Here is a 15,346-nt window from a genome sequence, read left to right as displayed (position 1 = left end):
ATCGATTGAATGAATGGTAAGCTGAGAAGTGGTTCACTTCCCGGCTCCGTCAGGTCACCCCGATCGTCAGCTCGGCGACGAAATCATAGGCGTCGCCGCGATAGAGCGAGCGGGTGAATTCCACGGCGCGGCCGGAGCCGAGATAGGAGATGCGCTCGATCGACAGGCCGGCGGCGCCGACGGGGACGCCGAGAAGCTGGGCGTCGGCTTCCTTCATATTGGTTGCGGAAATGCGCTGCACCGCGCGCACGGGGCGGACCTGGAGGCGTTCGAGTTCGGCGTAGAGCGAATTGGTGACGACGGACGGATCGGGCAGGAATTCACCGGAGACGCTGGCATTCTCGATTGCCAGCGGCTGATCATCGGCGATGCGCAGGCGGGAGAGGCGCGAAACTTTCACGTCGGTGCCGAGGCCGAGGATCATCATCTCGTCGGGCGAGGGGGTGTGGACGCCCTTGTGCAGCCATTCGGAGCGGGAAGTCATGCCGCGGCGCGCCATGTCCTCGGTGAAGGAGGTGAGCTGCGAAAGGCGCTGCTCGACCTTTGAAACCGGTTTGGCGACGAAGGTGCCGGAGCCGTGGCGGCGCACCAAGAGGCCGTCGGCGACGAGTTCGTCGATCGCCTTGCGCACGGTGACGCGGCTGACGGCGGCAAATTCGGCGATATCACGTTCCGGCGGCAGCGCATCGCCGTGACCGAGCGTGCCGGTGCGCACGGCCTCTTCGAGCGTGCGGCGCAGCTTGACATAGAGCGGGCCGGTGCCGGCGGCCTGCAGGCGCTGCAGGGAAAGGAGGGTAGCGAGGTCGTCGGTCATGCCGCACCTCTCTGCCGGTCGTTCAAAAGCTTGACGGCGAGTTCCACCGCACCCTGCAGGACATCGCCCCTGGGGCTGGCAAGCCGCGATCTGTAACGTTCGGAAAGCCATGGCTCATAGGCTCCGGCAAGGCCGCCGAGCAGGCAGATCGATGGGCATTCGGGCCAGAGCAGTGCGTCAAGGCTTTCGCCGATCGCCGTTGCCGCAACCGTGACGATGCCGACCGCGACGGCATCGCCCTTGGCCGCATGGTCGAAGACAACAGGTGCATAGCGGGCAAAATCCATCGGTCTTGCCGAATGCGCGAATTCGACGACGCGCTCCGGATCGTTGCCGTATTCGGCCATCAGCGCTTCGGTGATCGCAGAAGCCGGACGCACGCCGTCATGGGCGAGCAGTGATCGTTCCATGAGGTCGCGGCCGAGCCGGGCGCCGCTCGCCTGGTCGCCGACGACGAAGCCCCAGCCGCCGATGCCATTCAGCCGGCCATTCCTGCGGGCATTATAGACCGAGCCTGTGCCGAAGGCGCCGACGATGCCGTCGGAGTCGCCGAGCGCGCCCTGCAGGGCGATCAGCGCATCGGTGACGACGCGGCCTTCGGCAAAGGGCAGGGCCTTTTCGATTCGCTGGCCATAATCCGTGACATTGGCGCCGGCGACACCGACGACCGAGGCAACCGACGAGATTGTTTCATCGGCAAGCCCGGCATCGCGCAACGCCTGCCGGGCGGATTCGACGATGTTGCGAAGAGAGTTTTCCAGGTCGGACAGGATATTGGCCGGGCCTGCTTTGCCGCGGCCGATGATATTGCCGTTTCCATCCGCCACTGCGGCCCGGCAGCTCGTTCCGCCGCCGTCTATGCCGATTGCAAGCTCCGTCATCGCGCCTCCGAATATGCCGTTCCCCGTGTTTTTTAATACAATACCAAAAAAATACCATTTACCAAGTGGGAAATATGGAGAAAATTCGTCTTTTTATCATATTGATTTTATTGGCAAAAATTTTTAAATAAATTTTTTGAGGGCGAAAAGTTAAAATCGACTGGACAATTGGTATTTTTTTGGCCTTAATTCGGTAAAAGGGAACAGCACATCGAAGCCAACGAAAACCGGCAGCTAAGAAGCCGGAACCGCTTCGAGGATGATCGAGAACGACCGCCGCCCGTCAGGCCGGTGGCGAAGTTCAGCATCCATCGGCTTTTCCCGATCGATTTTGCCGCGCCCGATGCAGGTGATGGGGCAGCGCGCAGTCCGGCCGCAAGCGATTCGCCTTTGCGTCCGTCGAGCTTTCGGGGCCGGCAGGTGCTGGCGGCCCTCCAAGAGGCGTTGGGTGTTTCCTCAAGCATGCCAACTGCTTGTTTCAGATCGAAAACAGCGCCTTGCGGCGCTCAAAACCCAGGAGAGGGAAATGAAAAACACTGCTCTGAAAAGCTTGCTGCTTGCCTCCAGCCTTCTGACGTCGGCCGGTCTCGTGCATGCCGCCGACGTCACGCTGACAGTCGAAAGCTGGCGCAATGACGACCTGCAGATCTGGCAGGAGAAGATCATTCCGGCCTTCGAAGCGAAGAACCCGGGCATCAAGATCGTCTTCTCGCCGACCGCGCCGACCGAATACAACGCCTCGCTGAACGCCAAGCTCGATGCCGGCTCCGCAGGCGACATCATCACCTGCCGTCCGTTCGACGCCTCGCTCGAACTCTTCAACAAGAAGCAGCTCGTCGACATCACCAGCCTACCTGGCATGGAGAACTTCTCACCGGTCGCCAAGGCCGCCTGGACCACCGACGACGGCAAGTCGACCTTCTGCGTGCCGATGGCATCGGTCATCCATGGCTTCATCTACAACAAGGATGCCTTCGACAAGCTCGGCATCTCCGTGCCGAAGACGCAGGACGAGTTCTACGCAGCGCTCGACAAGATCAAGGCCGACGGCACCTACATCCCGCTCGCCATGGGTACGAAGGATCTCTGGGAAGCCGCGACCATGGGCTACCAGAACATCGGCCCGAACTACTGGAAGGGTGAAGAGGGCCGCCAAGCCCTGATTGCGGGCAAGCAGAAGCTGACCGATCCGGAATGGGTCAAGCCCTTCGAGGAGCTTGCCAAGTGGAAGCCTTATCTCGGTGACGGTTTCGAAGCCCAGACCTATTCGGACAGCCAGAACCTCTTCACGCTCGGCCGCGCCGCGATCTATCCGGCCGGTTCCTGGGAGATTGCGCTGTTCAACACGCAGGCTCAGTTCAAGATGGGCGCCTTCCCGCCGCCGGTTCCGAAGGCCGGCGACACAGGCTACATTTCCGACCATCCCGACATCGGCGTTGCCCTGAATTCGAAGAGTAAGCATGCCGAGGAAGCCAAGAAATTCCTCAGCTGGGTCGCTTCGCCCGAGTTCGCCGATATCTATGCCAATGCGCTGCCGGGCTTCTTCAGCCTGAACTCCAACCCGGTCAAGATGTCCGATCCGCTCGCTCAAGAATTCGTTTCCTGGCGCGGTCCGTTCAAGTCGACCGTGCGCTCGACCTATCAGATCCTGTCGCGCGGCACGCCGAACCTTGAAAACGAGACCTGGGTCGAGTCGGCCAACGTGATCAACGGCACAGATACGCCGAAGGTCGCTGCCGAAAAGCTCCAGAAGGGCCTCGACAGCTGGTACAAGCCGGCCAAGTGATGATGCGGAGGGGCGGCGTTTGCAGCCCCTCATCCGGCCTGCCGGCCACCTTCTCCCCGCTCGCGGGGAGAAGGAGACTCGCAGCGACCTCCCAGAGCCCAATGTCATCAGGGCGCGTGCCCTCTTCCCAGGCGGATAGAGGGTTAGGGCGGGAGCAAATTTTCCATCTCAGCTGCGCCTCGCGGCCATTCGACAAGAACAGGCAAAAGCCATGAGCGAAACCGACAAGGCGATCGATATCGTCCCGATCAAGCGCCCGGTGCGCTGGCACATCTTCGTCTTCATGCTGCCGGCGGTGATCGTCTATTCCGCCGTCATGGTGCTGCCGCTCATAGAGACGCTCAGGCTTTCGCTCTACAATACCGTCGACGGTCAGCCGGCCTTCGTCGGGCTCGCGAATTTCAAGGTGCTGTTCGGCGATCCGCGCTGGGCGCATGATTTCTGGAATGCGCTCGTCAACAACCTGATCTTCTTCGCCATCCATATGTGCGTGCAGAACCCGATTGGCATTGCGCTTGCTGCCCTGCTTTCGGTGCCGAAGCTGCGCGGAGTGGCCTTTTACCGCACCGCGATATTCCTGCCGACGCTGCTCTCCTTCGTCATCGTCGGCTTCATCTGGAAACTGATCCTGTCGCCGATCTGGGGGGTGGCGCCCTGGATGCTCGATCTCATCGGTTTGAAATTCCTGTTCGCGCCCTGGCTCGGCAAGCCCGGATCGGCGCTGATCGCCGTGTCGCTGATCTCCAACTGGCAATATATCGGCATCCCGATGATGCTGATCTATGCCGCGCTGCTCAGCATTCCCGAAGAGGTGATCGAGGCGGCCGAATGCGACGGCATCACCGGCTGGGCGCAATTCTGGAAGATCAAGCTGCCGCTCATCCTGCCGGCGATCGGCATCATCTCGATCCTGACCTTCGTCGGCAATTTCAATGCCTTCGACCTGATCTACACCGTGCAGGGAGCGCTGGCCGGGCCTGACATGTCGACCGACATTCTCGGCACGCTGCTCTACCGCACCTTCTTCGGTTTCCAGCTGCAGCTTGGCGACCGCTCGATGGGCGCGACGATCGCTACCGTGATGTTCCTCATCATCCTCGCCGGCGTCTCGCTCTATCTCTTCGTCATCCAGCGGCGCATGCGTCGCTACCAGTTCTGAGGAGCGCGCATGTCCACGGCACGCACATCTCCCATCCGCACCGGCCTCGTGCATCTGGCGCTCTCCGCCTACACGCTGGTCGCGCTGTTTCCTGTCTTCCTGACCATCGTCAACTCGTTCAAGGATCGCGCCTCGATCTTCCGCGAGCCGCTGATGATCCCGACACCGTCGACCTTCAGCCTTGTCGGCTACCAGACCGTACTCGGCCAGGGCGATTTCGCCACATATTTCCAGAACAGCTTCATCGTGACGATCATCTCGATCCTGCTCGTGCTGCTCTTCGGCGCGATGGCCGCCTTTGCGCTGTCGGAATATCGTTTTCGCGGCAATGCGCTGCTCGGTCTCTACATGGCGATCGGCATCATGATCCCGATCCGTCTCGGCACCGTGGCGATCTTGCAGGGCATGGTGGCGGCAGGCCTCGTCAATACGCTGACGGCGCTGATCCTCGTCTATACCGCGCAGGGCATTCCGCTGGCGATCTTCATCCTGTCGGAATTCATGCGCACGGTTTCCGATGATCTCAAGAATGCCGGGCGCATCGACGGGCTTTCCGAATACGCGATCTTCTTCCGTCTGGTGCTGCCGCTGGTGCGGCCGGCCATGGCGACCGTCGCGGTCTTCACGATGATCCCGATCTGGAACGATCTCTGGTTCCCGCTGATCCTGGCGCCCTCCGAGGCCACGAAGACGGTCACGCTCGGCTCGCAGATCTTCATCGGCCAGTTCGTCACCAACTGGAATGCGGTGCTGGCGGCACTGTCGCTGGCGATCCTGCCGATCCTCGTCCTCTACGTCATCTTCTCGCGGCAGCTGATCCGCGGCATCACCTCGGGAGCCGTCAAGTGAGCCAGGAAAAACCGATCCGCGTTCTCGTTGCCGGTCTCGGCAATATGGGCCGCAGCCATGCGCTTGCCTATCACAACAATCCCGGCTTCGAGATCGTCGGTCTCGTCAACCGCTCGACGCCGAAGCTGGAGCCCGAGCTGCAGGCCTATACGATCCATCCCGATTTCATGACGGCGCTGGCAGAGCTGAAGCCGGACCTCTGCTCGATCAACACCTATTCCGACAGCCATGCCGATTATGCCGTCGCCGCCTTCGAGGCCGGCTGCCATGTCTTCGTCGAAAAGCCGCTGGCGACCACTGTCGCCGACGCCGAGCGTGTCGTGGCGGCGGCGAAGAAGGCGGGGCGCAAGCTGGTGATCGGCTATATCCTTCGGCATCACCCGTCCTGGACGAAGCTGATCGAGGAAGCGCGCAAGCTTGGCCCGCCTTACGTCTTCCGCATGAACCTCAACCAGCAGTCCAGCGGCCCGACCTGGGCGACGCACAAGTCGCTGATGCAGACGACCTCACCGATCGTCGATTGCGGCGTGCATTATGTCGACGTCATGTGCCAGATCACCGATGCCAGGGCGGTCGAAGTGCGCGGCATGGGACTGCGGCTCTCCGATGAGATCGTCGCCGGGATGTATAATTATGGCCACCTGCAGGTGCTTTTCGAAGACGGTTCGGTCGGCTGGTACGAGGCCGGCTGGGGGCCGATGATTTCGGAGACCGCCTTCTTCGTGAAGGACGTGATGTCGCCGAAGGGGGCGGTGTCGATCGTCATGGATCCGAACGCCAAGTCCGACGATATCGACACGCACACCAAAACCTCGGTGATCCGTCTACACACGGCCGAGACCGGCCCGGACGGCAAATTCATCCGGCCCGACCAGGATATGAGGATGACGGGCGAGCCCGGTCATCAGGCGCTCTGCGACCTGGAACAGGCCTTCATGCTGAGGGCGATCCGCGAGGATCTCAACCTCGACCGCCATATGGCGGATGCGGTGGCGTCGCTGCGCATCTGCCTTGCCGCCGACGAGAGCGTGCGTACCGGCCAGCCGGTCAGATTGTAAGGAAAAATCAGTGGGATCGCTTCAACTCAAATCCATCCGCAAGACCTATGGCACGCATGAAGTGCTGAAGGGCATCGACCTTGAAGTCAAAGACGGCGAATTCGTCATCTTCGTCGGGCCGTCGGGCTGCGGGAAGTCGACGCTCTTGCGCAGCATTGCAGGCCTCGAGGATGTCACCTCGGGCGCCGTCGTCATCAATGGCCGCGACGAGACGCTGACGCCGCCGGCCAAGCGCGGCATTGCCATGGTGTTCCAGTCCTATGCGCTTTATCCGCATCTGACGGTCAAGGACAATATGGGCCTCGGCCTCAAGCAGGCGGGCACGCCCAAGAACGAGATCGACAGCCGTGTCGGCAAGGCTTCCGGCATGCTGTCGCTCGCGCCCTATCTGGCACGGCGTCCGGCCGAACTCTCCGGCGGTCAGCGCCAGCGCGTCGCGATCGGCCGCGCCATCGTGCGCGAACCGGAACTCTTCCTGTTCGACGAGCCGCTGTCGAACCTCGATGCGGCGCTGCGCGTTCAGACCCGCCTCGAAATCGCCCGGCTGCACCGTAGCCTGAAGGCGACGATGATCTATGTCACCCATGACCAGGTCGAGGCGATGACGCTGGCCGACAAGATCGTCGTGCTGAATGCCGGCACGATCGAGCAGATCGGTTCGCCGATGGAGCTTTACAATCGCCCGGCCAATGTATTCGTCGCCGGCTTCATCGGTTCGCCGCAGATGAATTTCATCGCGGGGGAGAAGGTCGGCGACCACAGCGCCAAGACGATCGGCGTGCGTCCCGAGCATATGACGCTGTCGCGCGAGCAGGGGAGCTGGGCGGCGAAGGTCGTGCATGTCGAGCATCTCGGCGCCGACACGATCATCTATCTGGAATCCGATCAGTACGGCCTGCTGACGGCGCGCCTCTTCGGCGAGCACCAGTACAAGCCCGACGAGATCGTCTATGCGACGCCGGATCAGGCGCGCGTGCATCGCTTCGATGCGGACGATCGGGCGATCCGCTGAACGATCCCATCATTCCGAGCGATGTAAAAGGGCGCCGTTTTCGCGGCGCCCTTTTGCATGAACGGTGTGCGCGAAATCAGTCGCGGATGACGAGTAGATCAGCCGCCATGAAACGCAGCGTCACGGTTTCGCCGGCCTGCGGCGGAGTGACGCCGGGGCTGTTGAACATGTCGAAGGAGATGACGTTGCCGCCGACATTCATGCGGGTGCGGATGACCGAGCCGAGGAAGTGGGCCGAGACGACCTGGCCGGTCAGCGCCGTATCGCTTCTGGCGGTGTCGGAGAGCGAGCCCGCTTCCGGGCGCAGCGCCAGCGAGATGGTCTCGCCGGCCTTATGGGCCGCGACCGACTGCTTCAGCGTGATCTTCTGGTCGCCGATCTGGATGAGGTTGGCGTCAGGATCAACGACCTTGGCCTCGATGAGGTTCAGCGTGCCGACGAAGGAGGCGACGAAACGCGTGGCCGGCTTGTTGTAGATCTCGAATGGCGAGCCGATCTGGTCGGCCTTGCCGGCATTCATGACGACGATACGGTCGGAGATCGACAGCGCCTCTTCCTGATCATGGGTGACGAAAACCGTGGTGATGCCGAGCTGCTGCTGGATCTGGCGGATTTCCTCGCGTAGCGAAACGCGGATCTTGGCGTCGAGGGCCGACAGCGGCTCGTCGAGCAGCAGCACCTGCGGCTTGACGGCGAGCGCGCGGGCAAGTGCTACGCGCTGCTGCTGGCCGCCCGACAGCTGGTAGGGATAGCGGTCGGCCAGGTGATCGAGCTTGATCAGGCCGAGCATTTCCTTGACGCGGGCGTCGATCTCAGGCTTCGGGGCGCCGGCGACCTTGAGGCCGAAGGCGACGTTGTCGCGTACGGACATGTTGGGGAACAGCGCATAGGCCTGAAAGACCATGCCGATATTGCGCTGGTTCGGCTTCAGCGCGCTCTGGTCCTTGCCGTTGATGGTCAGCGTGCCGCCGGTCGGGGTTTCGAAGCCGGCGATCATGCGCAGCACCGTCGTCTTGCCGCAGCCCGACGGCCCGAGGAAGGAGATGAATTCGCCCTTCTCGATGTTCATGTTGAAATTCTTGACGACCTGGACCGGACCGAAGGATTTCTGGAGATTGTTCAGTGTGAGAAAAGACATGAGCCAGTTACCTTAAGCCTTTGCCGGGCGGGCTTTGCCGAAACGGGAAACGAGATTGAGCAGGCCCATGCTGAGCCAGGTGATCGAAAAGGCGATGACGGCGAGCGCCGAAGGCTCATAGGCCTTGTTGGCGCCGACGAGCTGCAGGTAGGGCCCGAAGGCCGGGCGGTTGAGCAGGGCGGCGAAGGTGAACTCGCCCATGACGATCGCGAGCGTGATGAAGGCGCCGGAGAGCACGCCGCTCATGACATTAGGGAAGATGCAGCGGAACATGATGGTCGTCCAGCGGGCGCCGAGGCTTTCGGCCGCCTCCGTCAGCGTGCGGACGTCGATGGCGCGCATGGCGGTATCGACGGCGCGGTACATGTAGGGCAGCGACAGAGTGATATAGGAGAAGACCAGCAGGGCGTTCGTGCCGGTCGTCGAACCCGTCAAGGGCAGGTAGGACGACGAGTTGTACATTCTGAGGTAGCCGAACACGATGACGATCGCGGGAATGACCAGCGGCAGCAGCGTGATGAATTCGACGACCGGGCGCATCTGCGGCAGCCGCAGCCGCACCCAATAGGCAGTCGGCACGACGAGCAGCATGCCGAAGATGATGGTCAGCAGCGCCATCAGCATGGAGTAGCCGAAGGTTTCGCGGAACTGGGCGTCCGAGAAGACCGACTGGTAGGCATCGAAGCTGTATTCGCCGCGGCGCATGCGCAGCGAAAACTCGATGGTGCCGATCAGCGGAATGATGAAATAGGACGCGCCGAGAATGATGGCGATCCAGGCTCCAAGGCGTTGTGTTTTCATTTCTGCCACCGCTCGGCGCGCATGCGCAGCATGAGGTAAAGGACGTTGGAGACGCCTGTGATGACGATCATACCGAGCGCGATGGCGTAACCAAGATTGGCGTTGTGCAGAACGTCGCCGCGGATCTGCGCGTAGAGCAGGATCGGCACGATGTTGAGCGAGCTGCCGGTCAGCGCGAAGGCGGTGGCGATGGCGCCGAAGGCGTTGGCGAAGAGCAGGAGCGTGGTACCGAGCAGGCTCGGCCAGAGGATCGGCAGGGCAACCATCGTCCAGTACTGGCGGTTGGTGGCGCCGAGGATCTGCGAGGCCTCGCGCCATTCCTTCTTCATGCCGTCGAGTGCCGGCGTCAGGATGAGCACCATCAGCGGGATCTGGAAATACATATAGGTGATGGTGAGACCGAAGAAGGATAGCAGGTTGAAGCCGGTGCCGTAGAGATTGAAGCCGAACCATTCCCGCAGGAAGACCGTCGCGAGGCCGGTGCGGCCGAGCGTTGCCAGGAAGGCGAAGGCGAGCGGCACACCGGCGAAATTCGAGGCGACGCCGGAAAAGGTCAGCAGCGTCGAGCGCACCGAGGCGGGCAGGCCGCCAAGCACGACGGCCCAGGCGAGGAAGAAGCCGATCACTGCCCCGCCGAGAGCGGACGCCACCGAGACCTTGATACTGATCCAGTAGGCGCTCATGATCGATGGAGTAAAAAGATCGCCGATATTCTTCAGCGTGAAATCGCCCTCGGGCGTCAGGAATGCGCCCACCACGAGATAGAGCGTGGGGATGATCAGGAACAGCAGAGAGAAAATGATGAAGGGTGTAATGCCCAGCCAGTCGATCACGCGGTCTTTGTTGATCAAGGGGGCGCTGCTCACCATCGGCGTTGAAACGGTACTCATGAAAAGCTCATCCTGGGCATCGGAGTGAGGAAACCTCCCCGCCTTTAAGGGCGGGGAGGCCGGATCGGAGTTTACTTAACGTTGGCGCCGACGACGCTATCCCAGTTCTTGGTGATGGTTTCCTTGCCGGCGGCCTGCTCTTCGAGCGTCGGGAAGACGGCCTTTTCATAGGCTGCTGCCGGCGGCAGCTTGTCGAGCAGTTCCTTCGGGATCTTGTTGTTCTTGGCAAGATCGTTGAAGCGGATCGGGTGGCAATAGCCCTTCAGCCAGCCAAGCTGACCTTCGTCGGAATAGAGATATTCCATCCAGAGCTTGGCAGCATTCGGGTGCGGAGCGAAGGCGGAGATTGCCTGGACGTAAACGCCGGCGACGACGCCCGTCTTCGGAACGACGACTTCGAACGGAGGATTGCCCTTCAGGCTTTCACCCCAGGACATCGCGTTGTAGTCCCAGGCGATGATGATCGGCGTGGAGCCCTGTGCGAAGGGCGCAGCCTTGCCGACGACAGGCACGAAATTGCCGTTCTTGTTGAGCTCGGCGAAGTACTTCAGGCCTTCTTCGCCCGCCTTGGCGGCGTCACCGCCCGATGCGGAAAGACCAGCGGCATAAACGCCTTGGACAGCCTGGTTGGCGCTGCGCGGATCACCTGCCAGCGCGACGCTGTTTGCATAGTCGCTCTTCTTCAGATCTGCCCAGTCGGCCGGCGATTCCTTGACGAGGTCCTTGTTCACGAGGAACGAGAGAACGCCGTAATAGTCGCCGTACCAGTAGCCTTCAGCATCCTTGGCGCTGTCCGGGATCGAATCCCAGGTGGAAACCTTGTAAGGCTGGATCAGGCCGTCCTTCTTGGCGGACGGGCCGAAGGAGAGGCCGACGTCGATGACATCGGGGGCCTGTGGGCCGGTATTGCCCTTGTTGGCCTTGATGGCTTCGATTTCGTCGCCCGAGCTTGCATCCGGATTCAGCTCGTTGACTTCGATACCATACTTCGCTTTGAAGCCGGCAATGACGTCGCCATAGCCGCACCAGCTGTGCGGAAGAGCGATCGTGGTCAGCGTGCCTTCCTTCTTGGCGGCGGCGATAAGTTCTGCGCTCGGTTCTGCAGCGGCAATCGCGGTCGAAGCCACGATCATCGCAGTAGAAAGCGACAGAAGTCGAGAAATGTTAGAGATCACTGTTGTTCTCCTTCGGGTTTTCAGTGTCTGGCGATGCTGTTAATGAGCTTACATGAAGCTTGTGTGACGGCTGCATGACGGTGGTTTTGCATGAATAGCAGGCGCTTGTGACAGATGTATCATTTGCGACAGCGCGATCTGTTTCCGTAAAAATCAGCCATTGTTTTTCCTCCCTTTGGTCTTGTCCTCCTAGCCCGGTTTGCGGAAAAGCTTGGTCTGCTCGAACAGGCCTTCCAGTGTCTTCATGCGCTCCTTCGTCTCGTCCCAGGTGGAGTTCTGAACGGCCTCGATCAGCGCCTCGACGATGAAAAGAGTGACGACGGAGGAATCCCAGGCCGAGGGCGCTTCGATCCGGACGCGGAAGGCGTGGCGGGCAAGTTTGGCGGCGGGTGAACCCCATTGATCGGTGAAGACGACGATTTCGGCGCCGCGCTTGCGGGCGGCGGTGGCGAGACTCACCATCTCCTGCTCGTAGCGGCGGATGTCGAAGATGATCAGAATGTCGCCGGCATTCATGTTGAGGACATATTGCGGCCAACTGCTGGAATTGGATGACAGCAGCGTCGTCGCCGGCCGGATCACCTGCATATGGGTGAAGAAATATTCGGCAAGCGCGCCGGTGATGCGGCCGCCGACGAAATAGAGGCCGCGCTTGCGATTGGAAAGCAGCGAAGCAACGCTGTCGAAGGTCGCGGTGTCGAGGTCAGTCAGCGTCTGGCGCAGATTGCCCATGATCGCATCGGCAAAACGGTTGAGAATATGGGTGCCCGGTGCGTTCTGCGCCCAGCGATCGTGCTTGGCGATCGGGTTGGAGATGGTCGCCTCGACCTCCAGATGCAGGTGCGCCTGAAAGTCCGGATAGCCCTTGAAGCCGAGCTTCTGCACCATGCGCACCACGGTCGGCGTCGAGACCCCCGCATTCTCGGCGATTGTGGTGATGCTGCCGAGGCCCGAAACCGGATAATTGTCGAGAAGGCTTTCGGCCAGTTGCTTTTCAGCACGCGTCAACAGCCCGAAATGCGAGTGTATGACGTCCGAAACCGTCTTCGACGCAACTGTCACCTGATTGCTCCCCGGGATGGTCTGGCGCCATTTTCCCAATCGAAGTTAACAACGCTGTCACAATCCATGTCAACTACTGTCATGAAAAGAAATTTTCAGGGAATGCTTGACACTCGTCGGAACCTGAAGAATTCTTTTCTTATAAGGAATTTGTTAAGGAGTGGCGCCCTTGGTGCTGGCCCGGCCGAAAATTCTCAGTGAAGCCGACGGCGATTGCGTCGGGATCGAACGCGCCGGCGGCCGGAGCTCGGTGCTTCTCGTCTGTGAGCATGCTTCGAATACGCTCCCCGTCCAATTCGGCGATCTTGGCCTGCCAGGCGAAGCACTCGCGAGCCATATTGCCTGGGATCCGGGGGCGCTTTCAGTCGCCCGCGGCATATCGCGGGGGCTCGATGCGACGCTCGTCTACCAGCGTTTCTCCCGGCTCATCTACGATTGCAATCGGCCGCCGAGCTCGCCTGGCGCCATGCCTGAGAAAAGCGAGATCTATGCCATTCCCGGCAACAAGGATCTGACCGCCGAAGAACGGCTGGCGCGCACCGACGCCCTCTACGTGCCCTTTCACGACGCCGTTCGCAGGTTGATCCGCGATCGGCGGGCGAGGGCGCAAGACAGCGTCATCGTAACGATCCACAGCTTCACACCGGTCTATCACGGCCGTGAGCGCCCGGTGGAACTCGGCATATTGCACGATGAGGACAGCCGCCTTGCTGACCGGATGCTGGAGGCTGCCGCCGGGGCGCCGCTTTACAGGACGGAACGCAACCAGCCCTACGGACCCGAGGATGGCGTGACCCACACGCTGATCCTGCACGGGCTTTCGAACGGCTTGCGCAATGTAATGATCGAGGTCCGCAACGACCTCATCGCAGACGATGTCGGCCAAGGGGTCATGGCCGACTATCTAACGGGGCTGCTCCAGCAAAGCCTGGACGCCCGATAAAAAAGAAGACCCGAGGGAGCAGTCTAACTGCGAACGTCCGCACGGCGCAAATGCCGCGGGCAATTGGCACTGAACCGGCCCGCAATCCCGCGGCCGATCGTGAACAGGGGGAAGTCATGTCGGATTATTCCGAACTGGACAAGAAGCAGGATGTGCACATCCTGCATTCCATGGGCTATGCCCAGGAACTCGAACGACGCATGAGCTCGTTCTCGAACTTCGCCGTCTCATTCTCCATCATCTGCATTCTCTCCGGCGGCATCAATTCGCTGGCGCAGGCGACCTCCGGTGCCGGCGGAGCCGCCATCGGCATCGGCTGGCCTGTTGGATGCTTCATCTCGCTCGTCTTCGCCGTGGCCATGGCGCAGATCAGCTCGGCCTATCCGACGGCCGGCGGCCTCTATCACTGGGGCTCGATCCTCGGCAACCGCTTCACCGGCTGGCTGACCGCCTGGTTCAACCTGCTCGGCCTCGTCACCGTGCTCGGCGCCATCAATGTCGGCACCTATTATTTCTTCATGGGGTCGTTCGGCACCACCTATCTCGGGCTGACCGATTCGACGACGGTGCGCATCATCTTCCTGGTGATCATCACCGGCGCGCAGGCGCTGGTGAACCATATGGGCATCGGATTGACCGCGAAGCTGACCGACTTTTCGGGTTATCTGATCTTCGCAAGCTCGATCGCGCTGGCGGTCGTCTGCCTGATCGCGGCTCCCTCCTACGAGTTCGGTCGCCTCTTCACCTTCGCCAACTATTCCGGTGAAGCCGGCGGCAACGTCTGGCCCTCCACCTCGGGCGCCTGGGTCTTCCTTCTCGGACTGCTGCTGCCGATCTACACCATCACCGGTTATGACGCCTCGGCCCATACCTCGGAAGAGACGGTCAAAGCCGCAGAATCGGTTCCGCGCGGCATGGTTTCGTCGGTGCTGTGGTCGGCGCTGTTCGGCTATATCATGCTGTGCGCCTTCGTCCTTATGCTACCGAACATGGACGACGCGGCAAAACAGGGCTGGAACGTGTTCTTCTGGGCGATGGACAGCCAGGTCAATCCTGTTGTCAAGGACATCCTCTATCTCGCGATCTTCATCAGCCAGTGGCTGTGCGGCCTAGCGACCGTCACTTCGGTCTCGCGCATGATCTTCGCCTTCTCGCGCGACGGCGGCCTGCCGGCGTCGAAGGCGCTGTCGAAAGTCAGCCCACAGTACCGCACGCCGGTCGCTGCGATCTGGACCGGTTCGATCTTGTCGGTCCTGTTCGTCTGGGGTTCCTCGCTGGTGTCGATCGGTGATACGCCGGTCTATACAATCGTTGTCTCGTGCACGGTCATCTTCCTGTTCTTCTCCTTCGCGATCCCGATCACGCTCGGCCTGTTCGCCTGGGGGACAGCGAAGTGGGACAAGATGGGGCCGTGGAATCTCGGCGAAGGCATGTTCAAGCTCTTCGCAGTGCTCAGCGTCATCGCGATGATCCTGATCTTCGTTCTCGGCATCCAGCCGCCGAACGAATGGGCGCTCTATATCACCGTCGGTTTCCTCGTGGTCACGGCGATCGTCTGGTTCGGCTTCGAAAGCCGCCGTTTCAAGGGTCCGCCGATCGGTGCTGAAGTGGCAAAGCGCCAAGCCGAGATCGCGGCTGCCGAAGCGGCTGTCGGCGAAAGCGGCGAAAACTAGGCGTCGACACTTCCCTCTCGAATGGCGGGGCCGCTCCTGCGGCCCCGCCACCGGATCAACGAAAAGGCATGGGGCCGTACCTTTCGGCCGAGCGCATGCGATTTC

The 15,346-nt window shown here is 61.2% G+C and carries 14 protein-coding genes; 7 read left to right on the top strand and 7 right to left on the bottom strand.

Annotated elements, in window-relative coordinates; genetic code table 11:
* Positions 1 to 49: 49 nt before the first annotated feature.
* Both K6M89_RS09550 and K6M89_RS09545 read right to left on the bottom strand, forming a co-directional pair.
* Positions 50 to 814, bottom strand: coding sequence for a GntR family transcriptional regulator (locus K6M89_RS09550; protein ID WP_016733629.1), 765 nt, complete (start codon positions 812 to 814; stop codon positions 50 to 52).
* Positions 811 to 1,695: a glucosamine kinase nucleotide-binding domain-containing protein gene (locus tag K6M89_RS09545; RefSeq protein WP_222139253.1), complete on the bottom strand. Its 885-nt coding sequence runs from the start codon at positions 1,693 to 1,695 to the stop codon at positions 811 to 813. Before K6M89_RS09545 ends, K6M89_RS09550 begins: the two co-directional genes overlap by 4 nt.
* A 526-nt stretch (positions 1,696 to 2,221) precedes the next feature.
* Here K6M89_RS09545 and K6M89_RS09540 point away from each other — a divergent pair.
* The 5 genes from K6M89_RS09540 (at position 2,222) to K6M89_RS09520 (ending at position 7,559) form a co-directional block, all read left to right on the top strand.
* Positions 2,222 to 3,481 carry an ABC transporter substrate-binding protein gene (locus K6M89_RS09540; protein ID WP_222139252.1) on the top strand — a complete coding sequence of 420 codons (1,260 nt, stop codon included), beginning with the start codon at positions 2,222 to 2,224 and terminating at the stop codon, positions 3,479 to 3,481.
* 211 nt (positions 3,482 to 3,692) lie between these two features.
* The gene (locus K6M89_RS09535) at positions 3,693 to 4,640 is read left to right on the top strand and encodes a carbohydrate ABC transporter permease (protein WP_222139251.1); all 948 of its coding nucleotides are present in this window, start codon (positions 3,693 to 3,695) and stop codon (positions 4,638 to 4,640) included.
* Between the two features lie 9 nt (positions 4,641 to 4,649).
* Positions 4,650 to 5,489, top strand: a complete 840-nt coding sequence (locus K6M89_RS09530; protein WP_222139250.1) for a carbohydrate ABC transporter permease — start codon at positions 4,650 to 4,652, stop codon at positions 5,487 to 5,489.
* Positions 5,486 to 6,547: a Gfo/Idh/MocA family protein gene (locus K6M89_RS09525; protein WP_222139249.1), complete on the top strand. Its 1,062-nt coding sequence runs from the start codon at positions 5,486 to 5,488 to the stop codon at positions 6,545 to 6,547. Before K6M89_RS09530 ends, K6M89_RS09525 begins: the two co-directional genes overlap by 4 nt.
* A gap of 10 nt (positions 6,548 to 6,557) precedes the next feature.
* Positions 6,558 to 7,559, top strand: coding sequence for an ABC transporter ATP-binding protein (locus K6M89_RS09520; protein WP_222139248.1), 1,002 nt, complete (start codon positions 6,558 to 6,560; stop codon positions 7,557 to 7,559).
* Between the two features lie 76 nt (positions 7,560 to 7,635).
* Here the strand turns inward: K6M89_RS09520 and K6M89_RS09515 are convergent, their stop codons facing one another.
* From K6M89_RS09515 to K6M89_RS09495, 5 genes are all read right to left on the bottom strand, one after another.
* The gene (locus tag K6M89_RS09515; protein WP_183836998.1) at positions 7,636 to 8,697 is read right to left on the bottom strand and encodes an ABC transporter ATP-binding protein; all 1,062 of its coding nucleotides are present in this window, start codon (positions 8,695 to 8,697) and stop codon (positions 7,636 to 7,638) included.
* 12 nt (positions 8,698 to 8,709) lie between these two features.
* The gene (locus K6M89_RS09510; RefSeq protein ID WP_222139247.1) at positions 8,710 to 9,498 is read right to left on the bottom strand and encodes an ABC transporter permease; all 789 of its coding nucleotides are present in this window, start codon (positions 9,496 to 9,498) and stop codon (positions 8,710 to 8,712) included.
* Positions 9,495 to 10,388 carry an ABC transporter permease gene (locus tag K6M89_RS09505; protein WP_222139246.1) on the bottom strand — a complete coding sequence of 298 codons (894 nt, stop codon included), beginning with the start codon at positions 10,386 to 10,388 and terminating at the stop codon, positions 9,495 to 9,497. The genes K6M89_RS09510 and K6M89_RS09505 overlap by 4 nt, the downstream gene beginning before the upstream one ends.
* Before the next feature lie 71 nt (positions 10,389 to 10,459).
* On the bottom strand, positions 10,460 to 11,563 hold the full coding sequence (locus K6M89_RS09500) for an ABC transporter substrate-binding protein (RefSeq protein WP_097578765.1): 1,104 nt from the start codon (positions 11,561 to 11,563) through the stop codon (positions 10,460 to 10,462).
* A 189-nt stretch (positions 11,564 to 11,752) separates the two neighbouring features.
* Entirely contained in the window at positions 11,753 to 12,625 is an 873-nt protein-coding gene (locus K6M89_RS09495; protein ID WP_097578767.1) for a MurR/RpiR family transcriptional regulator, read from the bottom strand.
* A gap of 169 nt (positions 12,626 to 12,794) precedes the next feature.
* On the opposite strand from K6M89_RS09495, the gene K6M89_RS09490 reads away from it, so the two are divergent.
* Positions 12,795 to 13,568 carry an N-formylglutamate amidohydrolase gene (locus K6M89_RS09490; protein ID WP_097578989.1) on the top strand — a complete coding sequence of 258 codons (774 nt, stop codon included), beginning with the start codon at positions 12,795 to 12,797 and terminating at the stop codon, positions 13,566 to 13,568.
* A 116-nt stretch (positions 13,569 to 13,684) separates the two neighbouring features.
* Positions 13,685 to 15,241, top strand: a complete 1,557-nt coding sequence (locus K6M89_RS09485; protein WP_222139245.1) for an amino acid permease — start codon at positions 13,685 to 13,687, stop codon at positions 15,239 to 15,241.
* Positions 15,242 to 15,346 lie beyond the last annotated feature (105 nt).

Source organism: Rhizobium croatiense, from assembly GCF_019793465.1.
Classification (GTDB): domain Bacteria; phylum Pseudomonadota; class Alphaproteobacteria; order Rhizobiales; family Rhizobiaceae; genus Rhizobium; species Rhizobium croatiense.
The sequence above is the reverse complement of the archived record's forward strand: the minus strand, read 5'-3'. Positions and strand labels throughout refer to the sequence as shown.

Excerpts from the sequence above, each read along its gene's own strand:
- K6M89_RS09540 (WP_222139252.1), top strand. The coding sequence starts at position 2,222 with ATGAAAAACACTGCTCTGAAAAGCTTGCTGCTTGCCTCCAGCCTTCTG.
- K6M89_RS09545 (WP_222139253.1), bottom strand. The coding sequence starts at position 1,695 with ATGACGGAGCTTGCAATCGGCATAGACGGCGGCGGAACGAGCTGCCGG.
- K6M89_RS09535 (WP_222139251.1), top strand. The coding sequence starts at position 3,693 with ATGAGCGAAACCGACAAGGCGATCGATATCGTCCCGATCAAGCGCCCG.
- K6M89_RS09515 (WP_183836998.1), bottom strand. The coding sequence starts at position 8,697 with ATGTCTTTTCTCACACTGAACAATCTCCAGAAATCCTTCGGTCCGGTC.
- K6M89_RS09485 (WP_222139245.1), top strand. The coding sequence starts at position 13,685 with ATGTCGGATTATTCCGAACTGGACAAGAAGCAGGATGTGCACATCCTG.
- K6M89_RS09530 (WP_222139250.1), top strand. The coding sequence starts at position 4,650 with ATGTCCACGGCACGCACATCTCCCATCCGCACCGGCCTCGTGCATCTG.
- K6M89_RS09550 (WP_016733629.1), bottom strand. The coding sequence starts at position 814 with ATGACCGACGACCTCGCTACCCTCCTTTCCCTGCAGCGCCTGCAGGCC.
- K6M89_RS09510 (WP_222139247.1), bottom strand. The coding sequence starts at position 9,498 with ATGAAAACACAACGCCTTGGAGCCTGGATCGCCATCATTCTCGGCGCG.
- K6M89_RS09505 (WP_222139246.1), bottom strand. The coding sequence starts at position 10,388 with ATGAGTACCGTTTCAACGCCGATGGTGAGCAGCGCCCCCTTGATCAAC.